The sequence below is a fragment of the Bacteroides graminisolvens DSM 19988 = JCM 15093 genome, assembly GCF_000428125.1.
Classification (GTDB): Bacteria; Bacteroidota; Bacteroidia; order Bacteroidales; family Bacteroidaceae; genus Bacteroides; species Bacteroides graminisolvens.
In genome coordinates, this window is the sequence record NZ_ATZI01000017.1 from 1 (window position 1) to 19898 (window position 19898).

At 40.6% G+C, this 19898-nt stretch carries 13 protein-coding genes and 1 pseudogene; 5 read left to right on the forward strand and 9 right to left on the reverse strand.

Annotation, left to right across the window (positions count from 1 at the left end):
• Positions 1-178, reverse strand: a pseudogene (locus tag C511_RS17930) (IS4-like element ISUnCu6 family transposase); the annotation flags it as partial.
• Positions 179-316: 138 nt separating this feature from the next.
• Between C511_RS17930 and C511_RS0110655 the strand changes: the two are divergent.
• Together C511_RS0110655 and C511_RS0110660 are read left to right on the forward strand one after the other, a co-directional pair.
• Positions 317-946, forward strand: coding sequence for a porin family protein (locus C511_RS0110655; RefSeq protein WP_024997084.1), 630 nt, complete (start codon positions 317-319; stop codon positions 944-946).
• Between the two features lie 166 nt (positions 947-1112).
• A complete protein-coding gene (locus tag C511_RS0110660) occupies positions 1113-1532 on the forward strand; it encodes an META domain-containing protein (protein ID WP_081698304.1) in 420 nt (139 codons plus the stop codon).
• A 124-nt stretch (positions 1533-1656) separates the two neighbouring features.
• Here the strand turns inward: C511_RS0110660 and C511_RS0110665 are convergent, their stop codons facing one another.
• The 5 genes from C511_RS0110665 to C511_RS0110685 all read right to left on the reverse strand — a co-directional run bounded on the left by C511_RS0110665 (position 1657) and on the right by C511_RS0110685 (position 11225).
• Positions 1657-3963 (reverse strand): alpha-amylase family glycosyl hydrolase, encoded by a 2307-nt coding sequence (locus C511_RS0110665; RefSeq protein WP_024997086.1) that lies wholly within the window; start codon positions 3961-3963, stop codon positions 1657-1659.
• Between the two features lie 77 nt (positions 3964-4040).
• Positions 4041-5423: an Outer membrane protein SusF domain-containing protein gene (locus tag C511_RS0110670; RefSeq protein ID WP_027318128.1), complete on the reverse strand. Its 1383-nt coding sequence runs from the start codon at positions 5421-5423 to the stop codon at positions 4041-4043.
• 23 nt (positions 5424-5446) lie between these two features.
• Positions 5447-6568 carry a SusF/SusE family outer membrane protein gene (locus tag C511_RS0110675; RefSeq protein ID WP_024997088.1) on the reverse strand — a complete coding sequence of 374 codons (1122 nt, stop codon included), beginning with the start codon at positions 6566-6568 and terminating at the stop codon, positions 5447-5449.
• Positions 6569-6611: 43 nt separating this feature from the next.
• Positions 6612-8186 (reverse strand): RagB/SusD family nutrient uptake outer membrane protein, encoded by a 1575-nt coding sequence (locus C511_RS0110680; RefSeq protein ID WP_024997089.1) that lies wholly within the window; start codon positions 8184-8186, stop codon positions 6612-6614.
• 27 nt (positions 8187-8213) lie between these two features.
• Positions 8214-11225 (reverse strand): SusC/RagA family TonB-linked outer membrane protein, encoded by a 3012-nt coding sequence (locus C511_RS0110685; protein WP_024997090.1) that lies wholly within the window; start codon positions 11223-11225, stop codon positions 8214-8216.
• Between the two features lie 309 nt (positions 11226-11534).
• On the opposite strand from C511_RS0110685, the gene C511_RS0110690 reads away from it, so the two are divergent.
• The 3 genes from C511_RS0110690 (at position 11535) to C511_RS16685 (ending at position 16309) form a co-directional block, all read left to right on the forward strand.
• Positions 11535-12548 (forward strand): LacI family DNA-binding transcriptional regulator, encoded by a 1014-nt coding sequence (locus C511_RS0110690; RefSeq protein WP_024997091.1) that lies wholly within the window; start codon positions 11535-11537, stop codon positions 12546-12548.
• 21 nt (positions 12549-12569) lie between these two features.
• A complete protein-coding gene (locus C511_RS0110695; RefSeq protein ID WP_024997092.1) occupies positions 12570-13889 on the forward strand; it encodes an MFS transporter in 1320 nt (439 codons plus the stop codon).
• A 98-nt stretch (positions 13890-13987) separates the two neighbouring features.
• On the forward strand, positions 13988-16309 hold the full coding sequence (locus C511_RS16685; RefSeq protein WP_024997093.1) for a family 65 glycosyl hydrolase domain-containing protein: 2322 nt from the start codon (positions 13988-13990) through the stop codon (positions 16307-16309).
• A gap of 121 nt (positions 16310-16430) precedes the next feature.
• Here C511_RS16685 and C511_RS0110705 read toward each other — a convergent pair whose 3' ends face one another.
• Genes C511_RS0110705 through C511_RS0110715 form a run of 3 tightly spaced genes read right to left on the reverse strand, consistent with a single transcriptional unit; the run spans position 16431 to position 19776 of the window.
• On the reverse strand, positions 16431-17666 hold the full coding sequence (locus tag C511_RS0110705) for a sodium ion-translocating decarboxylase subunit beta (protein WP_024997094.1): 1236 nt from the start codon (positions 17664-17666) through the stop codon (positions 16431-16433).
• Positions 17666-19498 carry a biotin/lipoyl-containing protein gene (locus C511_RS0110710; protein ID WP_024997095.1) on the reverse strand — a complete coding sequence of 611 codons (1833 nt, stop codon included), beginning with the start codon at positions 19496-19498 and terminating at the stop codon, positions 17666-17668. The genes C511_RS0110705 and C511_RS0110710 overlap by 1 nt, the downstream gene beginning before the upstream one ends.
• 14 nt (positions 19499-19512) lie before the next feature.
• Positions 19513-19776 (reverse strand): OadG family protein, encoded by a 264-nt coding sequence (locus C511_RS0110715; protein WP_024997096.1) that lies wholly within the window; start codon positions 19774-19776, stop codon positions 19513-19515.
• Positions 19777-19898 lie beyond the last annotated feature (122 nt).

Genomic DNA, 19898 nt, shown 5'->3' on the forward strand with positions numbered 1-19898 from the left:
ACACTTGCAGCAATGTATATACATGGTTGCATTTGCTCTTTGTCCCAAAGAGGGATAGCTCTGTCATTTTTAACCCTTTAATCACATCCATAATGGTATACATGGCTTTATGGGAATCATTTTCCCGGAAAAAGATGCTGATCTCTGAGAGGAATGTTGTAACTTTGTGCATAAGCATAGGGGCGAGTATTAATTTTAGTTTGCACTTTAAATTTACTCATTTTCTGCAACATACAGAAACTCCTATGCCTTTTTTATGCCATCATGTCAACATATCTCATTAACTTGCGAAACTTGAATTATTAAAAGTAAGATTATGAAAATGACTATTAAAACTGGCTTGACAGCTATTGCATTACTACTTTGCGTTAACCTAAGCGCCCAAGAGAAACCGGTAACTTTTGGAGTAAAGGGAGGTCTTAACCTTTCTAATATGACACAAGATTTAAAAGGAGATGCCAAAGTAGGCTTTAACTTAGGCGTAACAATGGATTATGCATTACAAAACAATTTCTATTTATTAACCGGACTAAGTTATTCACTGGAAGGTACTAAAGAAGATGATGTAAAACTCAATCTGTCATATCTAAAATTGCCTATCCACTTTGGATATAAATTACCCGTTGACAACAACACCAAAATTGTATTCCATGCAGGACCTTATCTGGCATACGCACTAGATGGCAAATATAAATCGGGGGGAGTTAGTGTTGATGCTTTCAATGATGATATTGAGGAAGCTTCAGGTTATAAACTAAAACGATTCGACATGGGATTGGGATTGGGCATTGATGCCGAATTCGGACAACTATGCGTAGGTCTTAACTGCGATTTGGGATTAACAAACCTGATTGATGTGAAAGATGAGGTAGAAGATATCTTTGGCACAGCAAGCCCAAAAGGGAAAAACACCAACGCTGCATTAACAATAGGATATAAATTCTAATTATAGAGAAGCATCTGTACGCTATGTGACAAACTATAAAAAAGGTATCTGCAACAGATACCTTTTTTTGTGACCGTTAAACAAATCTAAATTACACCCTTCACGAAGCAAGCAATGCACTTTTACTTCATTTAGACTATAAATAACCAATCAAAATAATGAAGTAATGAAAAAAGTATCGATTCTTATTTTTACATTTTGCATGATTTTAAGTTCATGTGCCACATCAAAAAGAACACAACAAGACGTTTCTATTACAGCAACACAATGGAAATTGAGAACTGTGGCCACCTCTTCAAAGGAACTTAAACCGAGCGAAGAAAACCCTGTGACACTAAAAATAGAGAATAACCAGGCAAGTGGCAACAGTGGTTGCAATTATTTCTCGGGACCTGTAGAGTTGAAAGAAAAGAGTCTCAAGTTTGGCGATTTGGCTTCAACCCGTAAGTACTGCATGGAAAGTATGGAAATAGAAAATGCCGTATTGAAAGCGTTGAGCGAAACGGATAATTACAGAATTAAGGACAATAAACTCGAACTTCGAAAAGGTTCCCAAACATTAGCTACATTTGCTATAGCCAATTAAGGCAACACGCGTACACGCGCATTCCAAACGAAATAAATAGTCTTAAAAAGAAAGTGGCAACTTTGTGCTTGCATACACAAAGTTGCCACTTAACATATTACGTTTCAACGAATACAAATACAATTTAGTTAGACTGAAAATCTACAAACAATTTGAATTCGTGTGCAGGTATGCTTATCGTTTGATTAGTAGCCGACACAGAAACAGATTCTCCCGTCATGTAGTTATACCACGTGCCCGTATGCGGGAAGGTAACGGTATAGCTGCCTGCCTGATTCGTAAAGTTGCCTGCAACAACAAGTTTCTTACCTCCCCCTTCAAGAGTCAGGAAGCGGCCGTTCAACCAGTTAGTATTTCCTTTTACCTGCCAGCTAAAGAGTGCTGAAGTATCAAATAATTCAGTATTTGCATTTCGCAAAGTCATCAGCTTGGCATAGGTGTCATAAAGCGCTTTGCGGCTTGCATCATCATAATACTCCCACTTAACAGGTTTCTTGCCGGTACGTCCGTTCTCTTCGATGGAATAATCGTAACCCAATTCACCAAATTGCCAAATCATTTTCGGGCCGGGTACAGTAAGGAAGAAAGCCGTATTCACTTTCAGTTGCTTCATGCGATCTGCCAGACTCGTTTTAAACGTATAATTACCATAAGCGATTTGTTTAAAACTCATGCGTTCCTCGTCGTGGCTTTCCATGAACCCAACCAAAGAGCCCATAGGCATTGAAGTGTCATACAAGCCCGAGAAATCAGAATTACCGGGAAGTCCCATAGCCGATTCGCAATAGGCATAGTTCATGTTACGCCACAAATACATGCCGTCATTAGCTAACTCCTTCTCTTCTGCGTTATCACAAAAATGCTCCAATATCATCATGGCCGAAGGATTGACTGTTTTCACCGTACTGTTGTAATCTTTAAGAATAGCAATGCGAGTAGCATCGTAAGCTGAGGCCGTACTCTCCGTGCTGCTTTTTTGTGTAAATCCTTTCGTCAGGTCAAAGCGGAAACCATCAATCTTATACTCTTTTAGCAAGAATTCAAGGTTCCGTTTTACAAAAGCACGAACCAAAGGAGATTCATGATTGAAGTCATGAAACACACTGTAAGGATGAGGTGCATCCACATTAAACCATGGATTCTGAGCAGACGTTTTGTTCGTTGCACTGTTCCAATAAAGTTTAGCAAACGGATGAGAGCCGGTGGCATGATTATAAACCACATCAAAAATAACAGCAATGCCTTCTCCATGACATGCATCAATGAACTCCTTATACATCTTGTCAGTTCCATACGCTTTATCGAGCGCAAAGAAGAAACAAGGATTATAGCCCCAACTATCGTTTCCGTCGAATTCCTGTACGGGCATCAACTCAATGGCATTTACCCCTAAAGATTTGAGGTAACTCAATTTAGCCTTAGCTCCGTTGAGGTCGCCCGAAGCAGTGAAGTCACGCAACAACATCTCATAAATCACCAGATCATCTTTATCCTTCATTTTGAAAGCAGTATTCTTCCACGTGTAAGTATCCGGTTCTGTTTTAAACACGGAAACAATGCCTTCAGCTCCTTGAGGATACGTCTTGTCTTCATTATAGGTAGTAGAAGATATATAAGAATCATTATCCGGATCAAGTATTTTTCTGCTATAGGCATCAGCCAGACGCGTGGCACCTTCTGCCGCCGTTCCTACATAATATTGGAAAGCATACTCTTTAGTCCCCGTCAAACCACTTAATGTAATCCACCAACAGCCGGCAGCGTCGTCGCGATTCATCTGAGATTTATCATCATTTGTCAACTTCCAGCTATTGAAATCACCTATCACATGCGCATAATCTTTGTGATTACCACTCTTATCCTTGTCGTAAAGCACCAACGTAACAGTAGAACTATTAACAATATTAATTCCCTCCTTTACTCCGGCAGGCAAGGTAGCATATTTAATAGCCGCAGGCGTAAATGGCTTGTATTTTGAATCGGTAACAGAAACAAAGGCATCATCAGTTAAGCCCTTCTTGCTGCCATCGGCGTTGCGAATCACAATGCCCAGTTTCTGAATGGAAGTTTCACCCGAGGCAAACCATTGCCGAACAGTAGGAGACAGCTTGACACTCCACACATTGTCGGCCGTTTTGGTCATTTTACATTTTGAGATATTTTCCGTCCATTCGGCAGGAACATACTTCCAGCTTCCATCAACAATTACGCCTATGTGAACATAAACATCGCCAACATAATTATACAAAGCAGAAGTACTACCTGCTTTAAAAGTAATTGTCAGCTCCTGATCCGCATCGGGAGCAGTTGGAGAATAGTTCAAACCTTCTTTGAGAACAACCGGTGGTTCTATGACAGGATCATCACTACCACTGCAAGCAACTATTAAAAAAGGAATCAATAATAAAAACCAATACTTATATCTCTTCATAAAACTAAAATTTTAAAATCAGGGCTCCAAGCAGTGTACCTGTTGAAGCCCCGATCATTATACTGAACAGTATGTTGTTACTGTTTTACAATTGTGCATTTATAAGCCTTAGGATCACTTAAGTTTAAGGTAATTAAATAAGTACCACTTTCAGCAATGCTCATATTGTCGCCGCCATAAGTCAGATTACTTGCATTACCTCCTAAGTTAATATCCCATGCATTATTAGCTCTGAACTTCATGACCTTTCCTCCTGTTAATTCAGCCGTTACAGTCCATTCACCGGTCGTTGCATTGTAAGTCATATCAGTTGAAGCATCCCAACTGCCCGGTGTTGCATCACCAATAATTCCCCAAACAGTTTTGGTCACCGTATAGGTCATAGGAGTTGTTGCTAAATTAGCAGTTAAGCGGTAATAACCGGCTTCGGTTACACTCATGTTTCCAGCGTCAGCGTCAGTACTGAGAGTTCCGTCTCCTCCGTTACCGTATTTAGTACCGTCCCAGCTTGGTTGAGCGGTAAACTTAAACGCTTGACCGGCAGCTGTAAAGTTAACATATCCATCATACTTCTTGTCATAGTTCTGACAATAAATAATAGGTGTCAAATCGGAATTCCAAACTTGATCAGCCTCCGGTACATATAATTGAAGAACCATGTCACCAATGTAGTCAATGGTGTAAGTTGATTCCATCATATTCAATGTAAACTTAACGTAGCCTGCTTCCTCAGCTATTTTACCGGCTTGAGCATTATCGTTTACTAATGTACCCGTTGCAGAAGTATCACCATCAGCAGACGGACCAAGAACGCCGGGGTTAGCCCATACATTACTTGCATCCACATTCGATTGAGGAATGATTTTCCAGTAACAATTGGCAGGCACCTTAACGATAACAGTAAAATAAGGATCTTCATACACATCTTTACCGCTGTGATTGAATTTAACTAATTTGGCTCCGTCCCAATCATTCATATTACCGATTAAATAATAAGCCGTTTCAATAACGGGAGCCACCGGGGTAACAATAATATTAATCGTATCGGAAGAAGCACGGAACACCTGACCATTCGTCTTCATGTATGCATGAACAACACCTTTCATGGTTCTCGCTTGCGGACGTTTGCCAAAAAGCTGTGTTACAGCCGATTGTAAATCGGCTGTTGCAACTTTACCCGTTGGCGTTAAATTCAAAAGTATTTTTTGGTCAAAGCTCAGATCGAACCCGGTAATCGTTTGCCCTTCACTCACCGGCGGAGCGGTGAATGAACAAACAGCAACCGAATCGGTCGTAACCGTTGCTAAATCAATTGCCGAAGCAGCCGTAGCTGAGAAAGAAACCGATTTACCATCTTCCTGTTCCCAACTCTGCGGAGCAGCAACATCTTCGTTAAAGTCCTCATCGCAAGCAACCAATGCTGATGCCAGCATGAGCATATATAATGCTATCTTTTTCATATTCATTTCCTGATTAAATGTTATTACTCATACTTTCCTTTACCAGTCATAAAGTTCAGGTAAGCTTTCTTGCCTGCGTTGACACTAATTCTTTCCTGATCTCCTCCGGTACCACGATAAGAAATAAGACCATCTGCCAAAACGATAAACTCAGTTTTCCACCAATCAACATCTTTCAGTTTAACGCACATACGTACCTCGTCAGTAGCAGCAAAAGGTTTGGAAATAAAGAACCCTTCTCCATCTGCAGGAACATCAAACAGATTGCTATCAAGCACATCCCAACCGCCGGCTGTTGCACCCATCAAATAAACCTCAGGCTTATTAAACTCAACGGTGTAAACAATGTTACGGCCAACGATCTCAGCTTTTACAACCACCAGATACCAACCGGCATTCGCAACAACAATATTACCGTCACCACTTAAACCAGCCTCTGCATTATCTTTCAACGTAGCAGTGGTTCCAAACTCAACGCCATCCCAAGCCTTTTCAATGTTGAACTTCAGTTCGCCCTTCTCAGGAACATAAATCATTCTCCAGAACGTACCGTTATTGTCATAGGTAGGAATCATTGCAATAGCGTTTTTCTCCCAATCCCATCCGCCAACACCGCTTCCGATGATATTCATTGTTTTGGGTAACACAACCGGACTTAATGCGAAATGTACGCGAACATTCTGTAATTCAACCACATTGGAATATATTTCTCCCGTTCCGTTTGTTAATGCCGCCTTAAGACGAACATACATCTTGGTCACAATAGGAAATTCATCTTCTGTCTTGCCATTAGCTAAAGCCATTGTAGTTGCTGCTGTCGCAATTTCCGATGCATCAACATTCATTTTGGCTGTTGTATAAGTAGTAGCTAAAGTAGTATAAGTTCCTTCGGTTGTAAAATCGTTGTTTAACGAAACCTGAACCGTATAGACTGTTGCAGCAGTAAAACCGTAATCAGGCTGCGAACAAGTCAGTTCCACACTTGAAGACTTCGACAAGTCATATACTGCCGTAGAGTAGGCAGGCGTATTCAATACAAAAGCAGTTGGATCCTGTAATATCGGATTTGAATCTCTGTCATCCTCACAAGCTGTGAAAAGAGATAATCCCAAGAACAAGGATGCCCATATCGTTATTTTTTTCATAATCATTACTTTTTATTAATTACTAAATCTTGTTGCAACCTCATTAATAACCAGGATTCTGTATCAGATTAGAGTTCGAATTCAAGTCGTTGGTAGGAATAGGATATAAGTTATAGTTTACACTAAAACTGGTTCCTGCCTGAGTACCACCTTTCCATTGCCAAGTATAATCAGAGTTACCACCAAATTTGCCAAAACGGATCAAATCAGAGCGACGACGGCCTTCGAATGCAAATTCTCTGGACCACTCATCCAAAATCATACTCAAGGTATAAGAAGTCTCCGTCTTTGCATTAGCACGTGTACGAAGAGCATTAATCGCATTTTTTACGGGATCCGAACTGATGTTGTTGTTTGCTCTGAGAGTTGCTTCAGCAAAAGTAAGGTAAGCTTCGGCAGCCCGCATAAAAGGCACATCCGTATCGGTGAATTTGGAATCATTAGATGAAGCTCCATCTGCTCTTACGTTTGAATACTTAGCACAAGAGAAGCCATTGACAAATTTGGATTCATCATCTATGGACAACGTACGATCAATTCCGTAAAACAAAGCACGATCATCTTTAGCAGCTGTAACCATTTCAGTAACTCCTACATTAGGAGCATCGGATGTTGGAAAGAATTTAGCCATCAGTTGAGGACGGCAACTATTTCCTGCCCATCCTTCGGTAGTGCCGTAGTAAGGCATATCATCCTTATGTGTTGATGCAATCAAGAACAAACTACCACCGTAATTTTTGGTTGTAGCTCCATCTTGCAAAATAGGAAGGATAATTTCAGTGTTCGCTGTATTAACAGAACTACCATTATTATCAGCCATAAACAAATGTTTATAAGTAGTGCTCAATGTATAAGCAGAGTTCATCACTTTTTCGGCATAAGTAGCAGCATCTGTCCAACGTGCAGTACCGGTATAGACTTCAGCATTCAAGTACAAGCGTGACAACAATAACCATGCAGCTGCCCTATCAACACGGCCATACGTATTAGTACGTGGCTCCTTCATATCAGGTTCAATAGCTAATAATTCCGTTTCAACAAAGTTGAACAGCTCACTTCTTTTTGCTTGTTGAGGGTTCTCTGTTGAAACACTTGTTACCAAAGGAACATTGCCAAACATATCAATCAGGTAGTAATAATTCAATGCGCGAATAAAACGGGCTTCCGCACGCTGGGCAACAGACTCCGCATCCGTTTTTCCTTCCGTTTGTTCCAAGAAGAAGTTACATAAAGTTACATCAAAGTATAAACGATAATACAAACCTGTAATTTGGCTGTGAGAAGCTCCCCATGCGCCATAATTCAATTCAGGAATTCCCACATCACCCCAGTTGCAATGAGCCTCATCGGTGGGTAATTCATTCAAATTCCATATCAAGCGTACAAAATCAGAAGTTCCTTCATCGATTCCATCTACGTCACCACTTCCGGCAGGACCTTCCTGTCCTGTCAAGCCGAGTGTTGCATAAATTTTAGTAAAAACTTCGTTTTGATTAAATTCCATTGTTGTGCTCGGATCAATCGGATTAACATCCAAATCGCTCACACAAGAGGTTACACTGAGCGCCAATGTCAAGGCTGCTGCCGGTATAATTGATTTTAAATATCTTAATTTCATAATGATGTTCTTTAAATGTTAAGTGATTTAGAAGTTAAGACTTAAACCGATAAGTGAAACCAACGGACGTGGATAGATATCTCTGTCAATACCTCCGTTTACTTCCGGATCAAGGCCTTTGTAATCAGTAATCGTAAAGACATTGGATACTGCTGCATAAGCACGTCCACTAACACCTAATCCAAAGAGTCTCTTGAATGAATATCCCAACGTAATATTATCACATTTCAGGAAAGAAGCATTCTGTACATAATAATCGGACATATAGTAGTTACCTGTTCCCTGGAAGTTATTGGCAAGTACCATGGTAGGACGGTTAACCAAAAAATTCGAAGGAGCATAGAGTGTACCCATATCACTGTTGTTTGATTCTACATCATTATATACATAATTATTAAAGCTGGCACGCAGTGAAAAGCTTAAATCCCAAGCTTTATAAATTAATTTAGAGGTGAATCCCATCAACACATCTGCTGTTGGCTTTTTATAGAAGTATTTATCACTTTCATTGACTACGCCATCACCATTGCGGTCTACAAACAAGTTTTCAATCGGTTTACCGTTTTTATCATATACTTGTTGGTATACATAGAAAGAAGAAGCCGGTTGTCCAACAGCATGCGCCTGAACCGTATTTCCTGTTCCGGCAGAAATACCACCTGTAGTAACATAGTATCCTTCGCCTTCACCACTGGTTAATTTAGTAATTTCATTCTTATTATATGTCAGATTAAAACCAACATCCCAAGTCAAATCCTTTTCAACAATCGGTTTTGCGTTGATTGTAAATTCAAAGCCTCTGTTTTCCAAAGAACCTACATTCGCATTTACCTGATTCTTAAAGTTTGTACCGGCAGCAACATATACATAATTCAACAAGTCATCAGTCTTGCGGAAATAATAATCAGCCGAAGCAGTGATGCGACCATTAAGGAAACCAAAATCCAATCCGGCATTGTAAGTTGTTGTTTTTTCCCACTTCAGGTTTTTATTATAAGCATTGGGCCTATAAGTCTCACCATCTCCGTAACCGATAGGATAATAAGCACCATCTTTGTTGGCATTGTAAGAAGCAAAATAAGCATAATCACTACCAATGTTTTGCTGTCCTGTCATACCATATCCTAATCTGAGTTTCAAATCAGAGAAAAGATCTACATCTTTCATAAAAGCCTCTTCTTTTATTTTCCATCCCAATGCGAATGAAGGGAATGTTCCCCAACGATTGTCTTTGTGGAAACGAGAAGAACCGTCATGACGTACAGTAGCAGTAAACAAATACCTATCCAATAAAGAATAATTCAAACGACCAAAGAAAGAAACCAGAAAGTTCTCTGAAGCCCATTCTTTTGTTGTCAGGTTATATGCTTCACCCGGTTTTTCAGTATGAGTAGACTGATAATAACCATTGTACCGTGAAGATCCTTCGCGGTGAAAATGTTGCCACTCGTAACCACCCATTACATCAAAGTTGTGAATGTTCAACTCCTTAGTATATTGTAAATAAGAGTTGAAAGAAAGATTATATTTATCAATCTTTTCCCATCCATAACTACCGTAATAGTTATTAGAAGCTGAATAAGGACTTACATCCGTGTTCTGCTTACCGGTTGAAACATCCATACCTCCATTCATGTGAAGACGAAGATCGGGTAAGAAATGAAATTTATAATCAACTTCCAGATTACCTACTAAAGATTTCGATGTGGCTCTATCGTTTTTCATTTCGAGTGTAGAAACCGGATTGGCAGGTGCCAATGAGTTGAATGTGCGCGTCCAGTTCGGATCATTCAAAGAAGTACCATTTGTTGTCCACTGGAAATACCCACCAAAATAGTTTTTGTAAACATCATCAGAAGAATAAACAGACTGTGTTGGATCAAAACGAGCGGCTGCTCCCACTACTCCACTATCGGCATAGCGGCTTTTAGCCAACATCGCCTTCAAGTTTCCGTTCAATTTCAAATAACCATCAAGGAACGAAGGAGCTACATTAACAGATGCCGTATAACGTTCAAATTTAGAAGTTTCAATAATACCATTCTGATTGGTATACCCCAAAGAAACACGATAAGGCATATTCTTCAAGCCTCCCGATATGGTAAGATTATGGTCTGTACTCAATGCATTTCTATAAATCTCATCTTGCCAGTCAGTATTACTGTTTCCCAAAGCTCTGTAGGCATCACTATCTTCTCCATAGAGTGCTACTATCCACTTACGATAATCACTTGCGTTCAGTACATCAAGCGTCTCTTTGACATTACTCATTGAAACATTACCGTCGTATGCCACACTAGGTGCTGCCCCGGCAGAACCTTTTTTAGTAGTGATGATAATCACACCGTTTGATGCACGTGAACCGTAGATAGCAGTTGCAGAGGCATCCTTTAATACCGTAAAAGTTTCAATGTCGTTGGGGTTTACCATTGACAAAGGGTTGGCCAAACCTTTAACGCCATCGTTATCCATTGCCAAACCATCAATGATAATCAACGGATCATTACTAGCCGAAAGAGAAGAACCACCACGAATACGTATGGTCGCTCCACCACCCGGCGTACCACCATTGGAAACAACATTTACACCGGCTATTTTACCGGCCATCAAATCTTGCGCATTGGTTGTAAGTCCACGATTCAATTTATCAGGTTTTATAGCCGTAACCGAACCTGTTGCATCGTTTTTCTTCACTGTACCGTAGCCGATAACTACAGCCTCCTCAAGCATCACCGCATCATCCTGAAGCGTAACTACCATGTTACGGGCTGCTGGAATCTCGGCCGACTTGTATCCTACAAATGAGAATACTAAAATAGAATTCTGAGGAGCATTCAGAACAAAGTTACCATCAAAATCTGTAATTGTTCCGTTCGAAGTGCCTTTAACCAATATGTTAGCACCAATAATTGGCTCGCCTGTTACATCTTTCACATGTCCCTTAATAGAGATCTGTTGAGCAAAAGCGCCAATTGACAAGAACATCCCTAATAGCAGGGGAAGAATCGTTCGAAGGATTCTAAGATTAACTTGCTTCATGCATTCTTAAAATTAAAGTTAACAATATATTGAATATACATTTCACATCACTAACAGAACCTCTCATTCTGTTCGTTTGTCACTGCAACAAAAATAGGACTTCTTAACATGAGCGATACAACTTATTTAGTCAAATCTGCATTTAGCACAGTGCAATCGTTTGCACTCCGATGCGGAATCAAACACACCTCATAATCAAACAATTGCGGTTCGTTCCATTATTTTTGCATACAGTTAAAACAAAGTCCACATGCAATGGTTTTGTTATTTCCTTTGTATTATTTACCTTTGATTGAAACATTGAGAACCATGAACAAACCGCAGATCACAATAAAAGATATCGCCAAGGCGTTGAACGTCTCTCCTTCAACTGTGTCCAGGGCATTAAAAGACAACCCCGACATTAGTCAGGATACTCGAGATGCCATCAACAAATACGCGCGCGAACATAATTATAAGCCCAATGCTTTGGCCCTGAATCTTCGTACCAGTCGTTCAAACACCATTGGTGTTATTATCCCGCAATTGGTACATCATTTTTTCTCTTGCGTATTAAGCGGCATAGAAATGCAGGCGGCTAAAGCCGGCTATAACATTTTAGTGGCACAGAGCAATGAAGAGTACGAACAGGAAGTTAAAATAGTACACTCCTTTCTTGCTGCAAGAGTATGCGGCGTTATTACTTCATTGGCTAAAGACACCTCTCAATACGATCACTACCAAGAACTCCTGAACAACAACATACCTATTGTTTTTTATGACCGCATTTGTACCGGTATCAATACCGAACGAGTGGTTGTTGACGATTATGCCGGTTCTTTTGCTGCCGTTGAATACATGATTCAGACCGGCTGCAAACGTATTTTATTTTATAGCGGGCCACCTCATTTGGAAATATCCAAAAATAGAAGAAACGGTTATTTGGATGCCATGAGAAAATACAAAGTTCCGGTAGACGATAACATGATTAAATTATGCGATACCCGCGAACAAGCCATAGCCATCACGCCCGACCTGCTGGAAAAAAAGAATCGTCCCGACGGTTTTTTTGCTATTAACGACGAAACAGCTTCAGGCATTTTGTATGCTTGTAAACTAGTAGGGCTTAAAGTACCCGATGAAGTCTCGATCTGTGGTTTTACCGATGGAGCCATTGCACAAAGTACAGATCCGAAACTAACTACCGTAGAGCAACACGGACAAGAAGTTGGAGAAAGTGCTTTTGAGATTTTAATAGGCCGCTTAGAGGGAACAAGCGGAGAACAAAAAAACAACAACCGGATTGTTAAAACCAATCTGGTAGTTCGAGGAACCACAAAATAATAATTACTAAGAAATAATACCATGAAAGTAAAACCAGATTTAAGTTTTTGGAAACTGTGGAACATCAGTTTTGGATTTTTCGGCGTACAAATAGCCTATGCACTTCAAAGTGCAAACATCAGTCGAATCTTTGCCACCTTGGGTGCCGATCCGCACAACCTCAGTTATTTTTGGATACTGCCACCATTGGCCGGAATTATTGTGCAACCCATTATCGGATCGGCAAGTGATAAAACATGGACCCGATTCGGCCGACGCATTCCCTATTTATTTATAGGATCTCTCGTTGCGGTACTAGTTATGTGTTTGCTCCCCAATGCCGGAAGTTTCGGAATGGCTGTAAGCACAGCTATGATATTCGGACTCATTTCTCTCATGTTTCTGGATACTTCAATCAACATGGCGATGCAACCTTTTAAAATGTTGGTAGGTGACATGGTTAACGAAAAGCAAAAAGGCTTGGCCTACTCCATTCAAAGTTTCTTATGCAATGCCGGCAGTCTGATGGGTTACCTTTTCCCTTTTTTATTTACGTGGATAGGCATTAACAATGTAGCAGCCAAAGGAACGGTTCCCGATTCTGTTATTTACTCATTTTACATCGGATCGGCTATCCTGATGCTTTGCGTAATATACACATCTGTCAAAGTGAAAGAAATGCCTCCTAAAGAATTTGAAGAATTTCATGGTATAACGGCTGATGAGAAACAAGAAAAAACAGATTTTATATCCTTATTAAAACATGCACCCAAAGTATTCTGGACAGTCGGACTGGTCCAATTCTTTAGCTGGGCCGCCTTTATGTACATGTGGACATATACCAATGGAGCTATAGCTGATACCGTTTGGAATACCACTAACGTACAAAACGCCGGCTACCAGGAAGCCGGGAACTGGGTAGGCATACTATTTGCCGTACAAGCCATCGGCTCGGTTGTATGGGCAGTGATACTTCCATTATTCAAATCTCGCAAATTAGCTTACTCGTTAAGTTTACTGTTAGGTGGCTGTGGTTTTGTATCCACCCTGTTTTTTACCGATCAATATCTATTATTCATATCTTATTTACTGATAGGTTGCGCTTGGGCAGCGATGTTGGCAATGCCATTCACCATATTGACCAACTCCATTTCCGGTAAAAACATGGGAGCTTATCTGGGATTATTCAACGGAACCATTTGCATTCCGCAAATTGTGGCAGCCGTAGTTGGTGGCGGCATTTTACACTTAGTGGGAGGCAAACAAATAAATATGTTAGTTCTTGCCGGTGCATTATTAATGATAGGTGCCTGCTGTGTATATTTCGTTAAAGAAACAGTGGTACACACAAACGATAAATAAAAAACAAGGGAAATACTTGCATTGTCATTTTTATAAAGTATTTTTGTAGAAGATACAAACCTTGTAGCAGTTATTTATTATTAAAACGGCACTATATCATGAAGAAATTCCTCAAAACAGATGAATGGAATGTTATTGAAGAGAGTTTTCACGCTGACAACCTGCGCGCTTTCGAAAGTATTTTCAGTTTGGGAAACGGCAGGTTGGGACAGCGTGGCAATTTTGAGGAAACATATAGCAGTGACACGTTACAAGGTTCTTATCTGGCAGGTATTTCATTTCTGGACAAGACTCGTGTGGGATGGTGGAAAAACGGATATCCCAACTATTTCACCCGTATACCGAATGCGCCCAATTGGAGTGGAATTATTGTGAGATTAATTGACGAAGAACTCGACCTGGCACTCTGGGATGTAGATTCCTTTGAGAGACGACTCGATATGAAAGAGGGAATCTCTTATCGCGATTTCCAGGTGACTTCACCCAAAGGTCATAAACTGAAAGTACATGTTGAGCACATAACCAGCATGGCAAATCAAAACCTATGTATTATAAAATACAGCGTAACATCAGTCAATTACGAAGGGAAAATATCACTGGTTCCCTACATAAATGGTGACGTAAAGCATGAGACATCTAATTTCAATGAAAAGATGTGGAATATTTTACGAGCTGAAACAACCTCTGAATATGCTTATTTATGGACGCAGACACGACATGAAGACTCGCAAGTGTGTAGTTGCATGACATACCAGCTCTTTAAAAACAGCAAAGAAATCACCGGGAATCCCATTAAGATAGAGAAAGAAAAAATGACCGGGTTCAGTATTGGAGCCGATGTAAAACCCGGTGAGCGGGTCACTTTGATAAAATATACCGCTGTTCTAAGTTCGCTTTACTACGATCGTCAGCTATTGGTTGATGAAGCTGTATCTGAAAGTAAAAAAGCAAAAGCAATAGGATGGGATGCACTGGTAAACGAACATAAAAAGGTGTGGGAAGACATCTGGAACGAAACAGATGTAATCATAGACGGAGATCCCGAAGCGCAACAAGGAATTCGGTTTAACATTTTTCAATTGAACCAAACCTATCGGGGAGACGACCCACGACTAAACATCGGATCCAAAGGATTTACAGGCGAAAAATACGGAGGAAATACCTATTGGAACACAGAGTTATGCTGCGTACCCTTCTTCTTATTGTCTAATCCTAAAGACGTAGCGCGTAATTTATTACTTTATCGATACAATCACTTACCTAAAGCCATTGAGAACGCTAAAAAACTTGGATTTAGTGGAGGCGCAGCTCTTTACCCCATGGTTACCATCAATGGAGACGAATGCCATAACGAATGGGAAATCACCTTCGAAGAAATACACCGCAACAGCATTATAGCTTACGCCATCATGTTGTATACCACCATGACCGGCAACAAAGAGTATGTCGCTCATTACGGATTGGAGGTACTCATCGCAATCAGTCGCTTTTGGAGCCAACGAGTTTCTTTCTCGCAGCCCAAACAAAAATATGTAATATTAGGAGTTACCGGTCCTAACGAATATGAAAACAACGTTGACAATAACTGGTACACGAACTACTCTTGCATACAATGTTTAAATGTGACCCTCGAGTATTTGGAGATGATAGCGTTAGAATACCCTGATGAGTATGCTCGTATCCGTAGAAAGACTTCTTTTGATAAAGAAGAGACATACCGGTGGAAAGAAATCATAGACAATATGTACATGCCTGAAGATAAAGAACTGGGCATATTTGTACAACATGACGGTTACCTAGACAAAGAATTAAAAACGGTACAAGATATTCCGACCAATGAGCGCCCTATCAACCAACATTGGTCATGGGATCGTATATTACGTTCTTGTTACATCAAACAAAGCGATGTATTGCTAGGTTTGTATTTATATTACACCAACTTCGACAAAGAATTCATCCGTCGCAATTTTGACTTTTACGAACCTCGCACAGTACATGAATCATCTCTTTCACCCTATCTGCATTCCATTTTAGCTTCACGAGTAGGTTACGTAGACAAAGCCTACAATCTGTTTCTGCATGCTATTCGTCTTGACTTGGATGATTACAACAATGAATTAGAGCAAGGTTTGCACATAACCAGTATGGCAGGCGGGTGGCTCGCTATAGTACGAGGATTTGCCGGCATGCAAGTACTCGAGGGGCTGATGAGTTTCAGTCCTACAATTCCTCAAAAATGGAACAGCTATACTTTTAAGATTAATTTTCGGGAACGAACACTTCAGCTATGCATCAACAAAAGAAATATTGAAGTCAGACTGATTAAGGGTCAAAGCCTGAAAATCAAAGTGTATGAAAAAGAATATATTTTAGAAGAAAACAACCCAGCAATCATATCTACAATTATAAAAAATCAATAAAAGATAAAAGCAATACTGGGCGACAGCATATAATCCTAGTATTTAGATTATCGTTAACAATAAAGGCAGAGAAGCTCCTGTTGATTCTATTAGTAATCAATCGGAGCTTCTTTTATTTCAGCTACCCAAGGAATGAAATCAGCACGCCGGCAGCAACAGCCGAACCGATAACGCCGGATATATTGCTGGACATGCAATACTGTAGCACATGATTTTTAGAATCATACTTCAACGCAATTTCGTTGGCCACCCTACTAGCCATAGGTACAGCACTCAACCCCGTTGCACCAATTAGCGGATTGATTTTTTTCTTACTAAACAAATTGACTACCTTTACAAATAAAATACCGCCTGAGATAGATAATGCAAACGCCAAGAAGCCACCAACAACGATACCGATAGTCGTCCAGTTAAGAAAAGCCTCCGTAGTCATAGTCGCTCCCACCGATAGACCAAGAAAAATGGTTGCAGCATTCATGATACTGTTTGATGCAGCATCAAACAGGCGGAACGTATTAGTACCAATTTCCTTTACCAGATTTCCAAACATCAACATCCCTACCAAGGGAACTGCACTAGGTACAAATAATGCTACCACCGTAGTAACTACAATTGGAAATAATATCTTCAACACACGCAAATTCTTGATTTGCGTTTTTGACGGATACAGCTTCTCCTGTTCCTTCATATTGATACTTAATTCTTTTTTTGTGCAAAGCAGTTTTACCACCAGCGGAATAATAACAGGAACCAGCGCCATGTAAGAATAAGCCGCGATAGCAATAGGACCCAGCAAATGAGGCGCCAACTTAATGGTTGTAAAAATAGCCGTAGGACCATCAGCGCCACCTATAATTCCCAATGAAGCAGCTTCTTGCGGAGTAAATCCCATTAAAATGGCAACCAGCAGAACCGTAAATATTCCTAATTGAGCAGCAGCACCAAATATAGAAAGACGTAGGTTTCTCAACATCGGTCCAAAATCAGTTAATGCCCCTACTCCCATAAAAATAATTGGGGGTAAGAAACCTGTTTTGATTAACATGTAATACACAAAATTCATTAGCCCCAATTCATGTGCAATATCATGCAAAGGCATTTCCCAGATATTCTTCATAGCCCCGTGCACATTCACCATTCCGTACTCATCCGCTTGTATGACTCCCATATCGCCCCCGGGAAAGTTGGCCAGCAACACACCAAAAGCAATAGGCACAAGCAGCAAAGGTTCATATTGCTTTTTAATGCCCAAATAAAGTAATACAAAAGCGATGGCATACATTATCAAAAACTGCGGTTCAGCAATGATATTGCTGAAAGCAGTCATTTCATATAAATTCTCAAATATATCGTTCATTATCCAATCTTCATTAAAACATCGTCTTCAGATACCGCATCTCCCTGAGCAAAACCAATGGCCGTAACTGTTCCGGCAAACTCGGCGCGAATGGCATTATACGTTTTCATGGCTTCAACATAGCATATAACGTCCCCTTGTTGCACTGCATCACCCACTTTAAGAGGAGTGTCGGATGCATTCTTGGTCAGGAAGAACTTCCCTTCCAGCGGAGAAAGCACCTCTTTTCCTTCTCCAAGAGGAGCAACAGGCTGTGCACCGGATGCCGCTAACTCAGCTTCACCGTAAGCCACTGTTACCCGATAAGCCTGTCCGTCCACCTGCACCGTAAGTGTTTTAGGTTTTACTTCCTCTTCCGGAGCCTTATCTCTTTCTGCTCTTCGCTTGGCTACATCTTCTAGAAAGTCTTCTTTGGCCTTTCCACTTTTGTAAGCCTCATATTGAGCAGGATGCATGGCATATTCAAAAAGTTCCTCCTCATCTTGTCCTAATTCCCACTTGTTTTCTTTCATCAATTTGCGATACTTGTCCAGTGCATCCGGATAGTTTTCTTGCGGATTTCCTTCGAAAAACTTACGTCCCTCACGCTCAGCCTTCTCAATAATCTCAGGAGCCAACTGACCCGGTAAGCGACCGGCCTTACCCAATAACATATCCCAAATGTCATCGGCAATCATTCCCCAACGCTCTTTCCCTTTTTCCATGGCCATTACATTCATCATAGCCAGATTCTTCACATACTGACTAAATGGAGTTACCAAAGGAGGGTATCCTACACGCGGCCACACATAAGCCACCTCGTTGAACAATTTGATTAAAAGCTCATCTTGCGTCATAAACGGAAGATTGTGTTTTGCTTTGTACTTGTTGATTGATTCCAGATTGGCTTCCAGGTCAGCCATCAAACTCCCCATCATACCACCGGGAAGCCCGGGTCCGATAAGCAACGAATTCATCAAACGATTTTTAGGGCTGATGTACAAGCCTAAAAAATCATCCATAAATTCTTGTACAAGACTACGCACCTTCATATATGCCTCCATATTAATTTCAGGAACTTGAAAGCCCGCATCTTTTAGCATAGCCTGCACGCTAAGTAAATCGGCATGCCCTGTTCCCCAAGAAAGCGGTTCCATGCCTACATCAATATAATCACAACCGGCATTACAAACCTCCAGAATGGAAGCCATGTTGAAACCCGGTCCGGCGTGACTGTGATACTGCACCGGCACCTCGGGATGAGTTTCTTTAATATTAGCGACAATTTTCCCCAAAGAAACGGGGCGTCCGATGCCTGCCATATCCTTGATGCAAATCTCGTCCGCCCCTAGTTTAATGAGCTCCAACGCCATGTTGGTATAATACTCAACCGTGTGGATGGGCGAATGCGTGATACAAAGCGAACATTGAGAAATCATACCAGCCTCCTTGGCATAAGTTATAGACGGTGCAATGTTTCTGATATCATTCAATCCGCAAAAGGTACGGGCAATATCTGTTCCTTGTGCTTTTTTTACTTTATAGAATAGCTGACGTACGTCTGCCGGTACGGGACTCATGCGAAGCCCATTGAGCGCACGATCTAGCATGTGTGTTTGTATTCCTGCCTCCTGAAAAGGTTTTGTCCAGTCGCGTACTGCCTTGTTGGGATTCTCACCAAATAACAAATTAACCTGTTCAAAACCTCCCCCATTGGTTTCAACACGCGCAAAACATCCCATTTCAATAATGGCAGGCGCCACTTTTACCAGCTGATCTACTCTGGGAACATATTTTCCGGCCGATTGCCACATGTCTCTGAATAGCAAGCTGAACTTAATTTCTTTTTTCATATAGCTCTTATATTTTAATTAATTTTTTCGACTTTGGTTATCTTCCCTTTTCCGTGAGTTACCACGTTAACTGCAGCAGTAATGGCAGCTAGTACATTACCCGGTATCGGTAACGGACCTTTAGGCATAATTTGTTTGGCAGCAACCTCTTCTTCAGGGGCATATTTATTAACCAAGGCAATCAGAAATTTACCCAAATAAATTAATAGTAAAAGGATGGCAAAGACCGTCCCCATCCCAACAACAAGCAGCAACAAGGCTGTTTCCATATTCTCCATAATACAATCAGATTTTATAGTTTATAAATAAAAAGTGGCGTTTTGTTTTAAAACGCCACAAAATAGAAATTAAATCTTATAAAATAAACGCATAAATGAATAAAAAAAGCTAATTACTAAAA

Bases quoted from the DNA above. Each gene is read 5' to 3' on its own strand.
- C511_RS0110695 (WP_024997092.1), top strand. From the start codon at position 12,570: ATGAAAGTAAAACCAGATTTAAGTTTTTGGAAACTGTGGAACATCAGT.
- C511_RS0110710 (WP_024997095.1), bottom strand. From the start codon at position 19,498: ATGAAAAAAGAAATTAAGTTCAGCTTGCTATTCAGAGACATGTGGCAA.
- C511_RS0110665 (WP_024997086.1), bottom strand. From the start codon at position 3,963: ATGAAGAGATATAAGTATTGGTTTTTATTATTGATTCCTTTTTTAATA.
- C511_RS0110690 (WP_024997091.1), top strand. From the start codon at position 11,535: ATGAACAAACCGCAGATCACAATAAAAGATATCGCCAAGGCGTTGAAC.
- C511_RS0110675 (WP_024997088.1), bottom strand. From the start codon at position 6,568: ATGAAAAAAATAACGATATGGGCATCCTTGTTCTTGGGATTATCTCTT.
- C511_RS0110680 (WP_024997089.1), bottom strand. From the start codon at position 8,186: ATGAAATTAAGATATTTAAAATCAATTATACCGGCAGCAGCCTTGACA.
- C511_RS0110705 (WP_024997094.1), bottom strand. From the start codon at position 17,666: ATGAACGATATATTTGAGAATTTATATGAAATGACTGCTTTCAGCAAT.
- C511_RS0110660 (WP_081698304.1), top strand. From the start codon at position 1,113: ATGAAAAAAGTATCGATTCTTATTTTTACATTTTGCATGATTTTAAGT.
- C511_RS0110715 (WP_024997096.1), bottom strand. From the start codon at position 19,776: ATGGAGAATATGGAAACAGCCTTGTTGCTGCTTGTTGTTGGGATGGGG.
- C511_RS16685 (WP_024997093.1), top strand. From the start codon at position 13,988: ATGAAGAAATTCCTCAAAACAGATGAATGGAATGTTATTGAAGAGAGT.
- C511_RS0110685 (WP_024997090.1), bottom strand. From the start codon at position 11,225: ATGAAGCAAGTTAATCTTAGAATCCTTCGAACGATTCTTCCCCTGCTA.
- C511_RS0110655 (WP_024997084.1), top strand. From the start codon at position 317: ATGAAAATGACTATTAAAACTGGCTTGACAGCTATTGCATTACTACTT.
- C511_RS0110670 (WP_027318128.1), bottom strand. From the start codon at position 5,423: ATGAAAAAGATAGCATTATATATGCTCATGCTGGCATCAGCATTGGTT.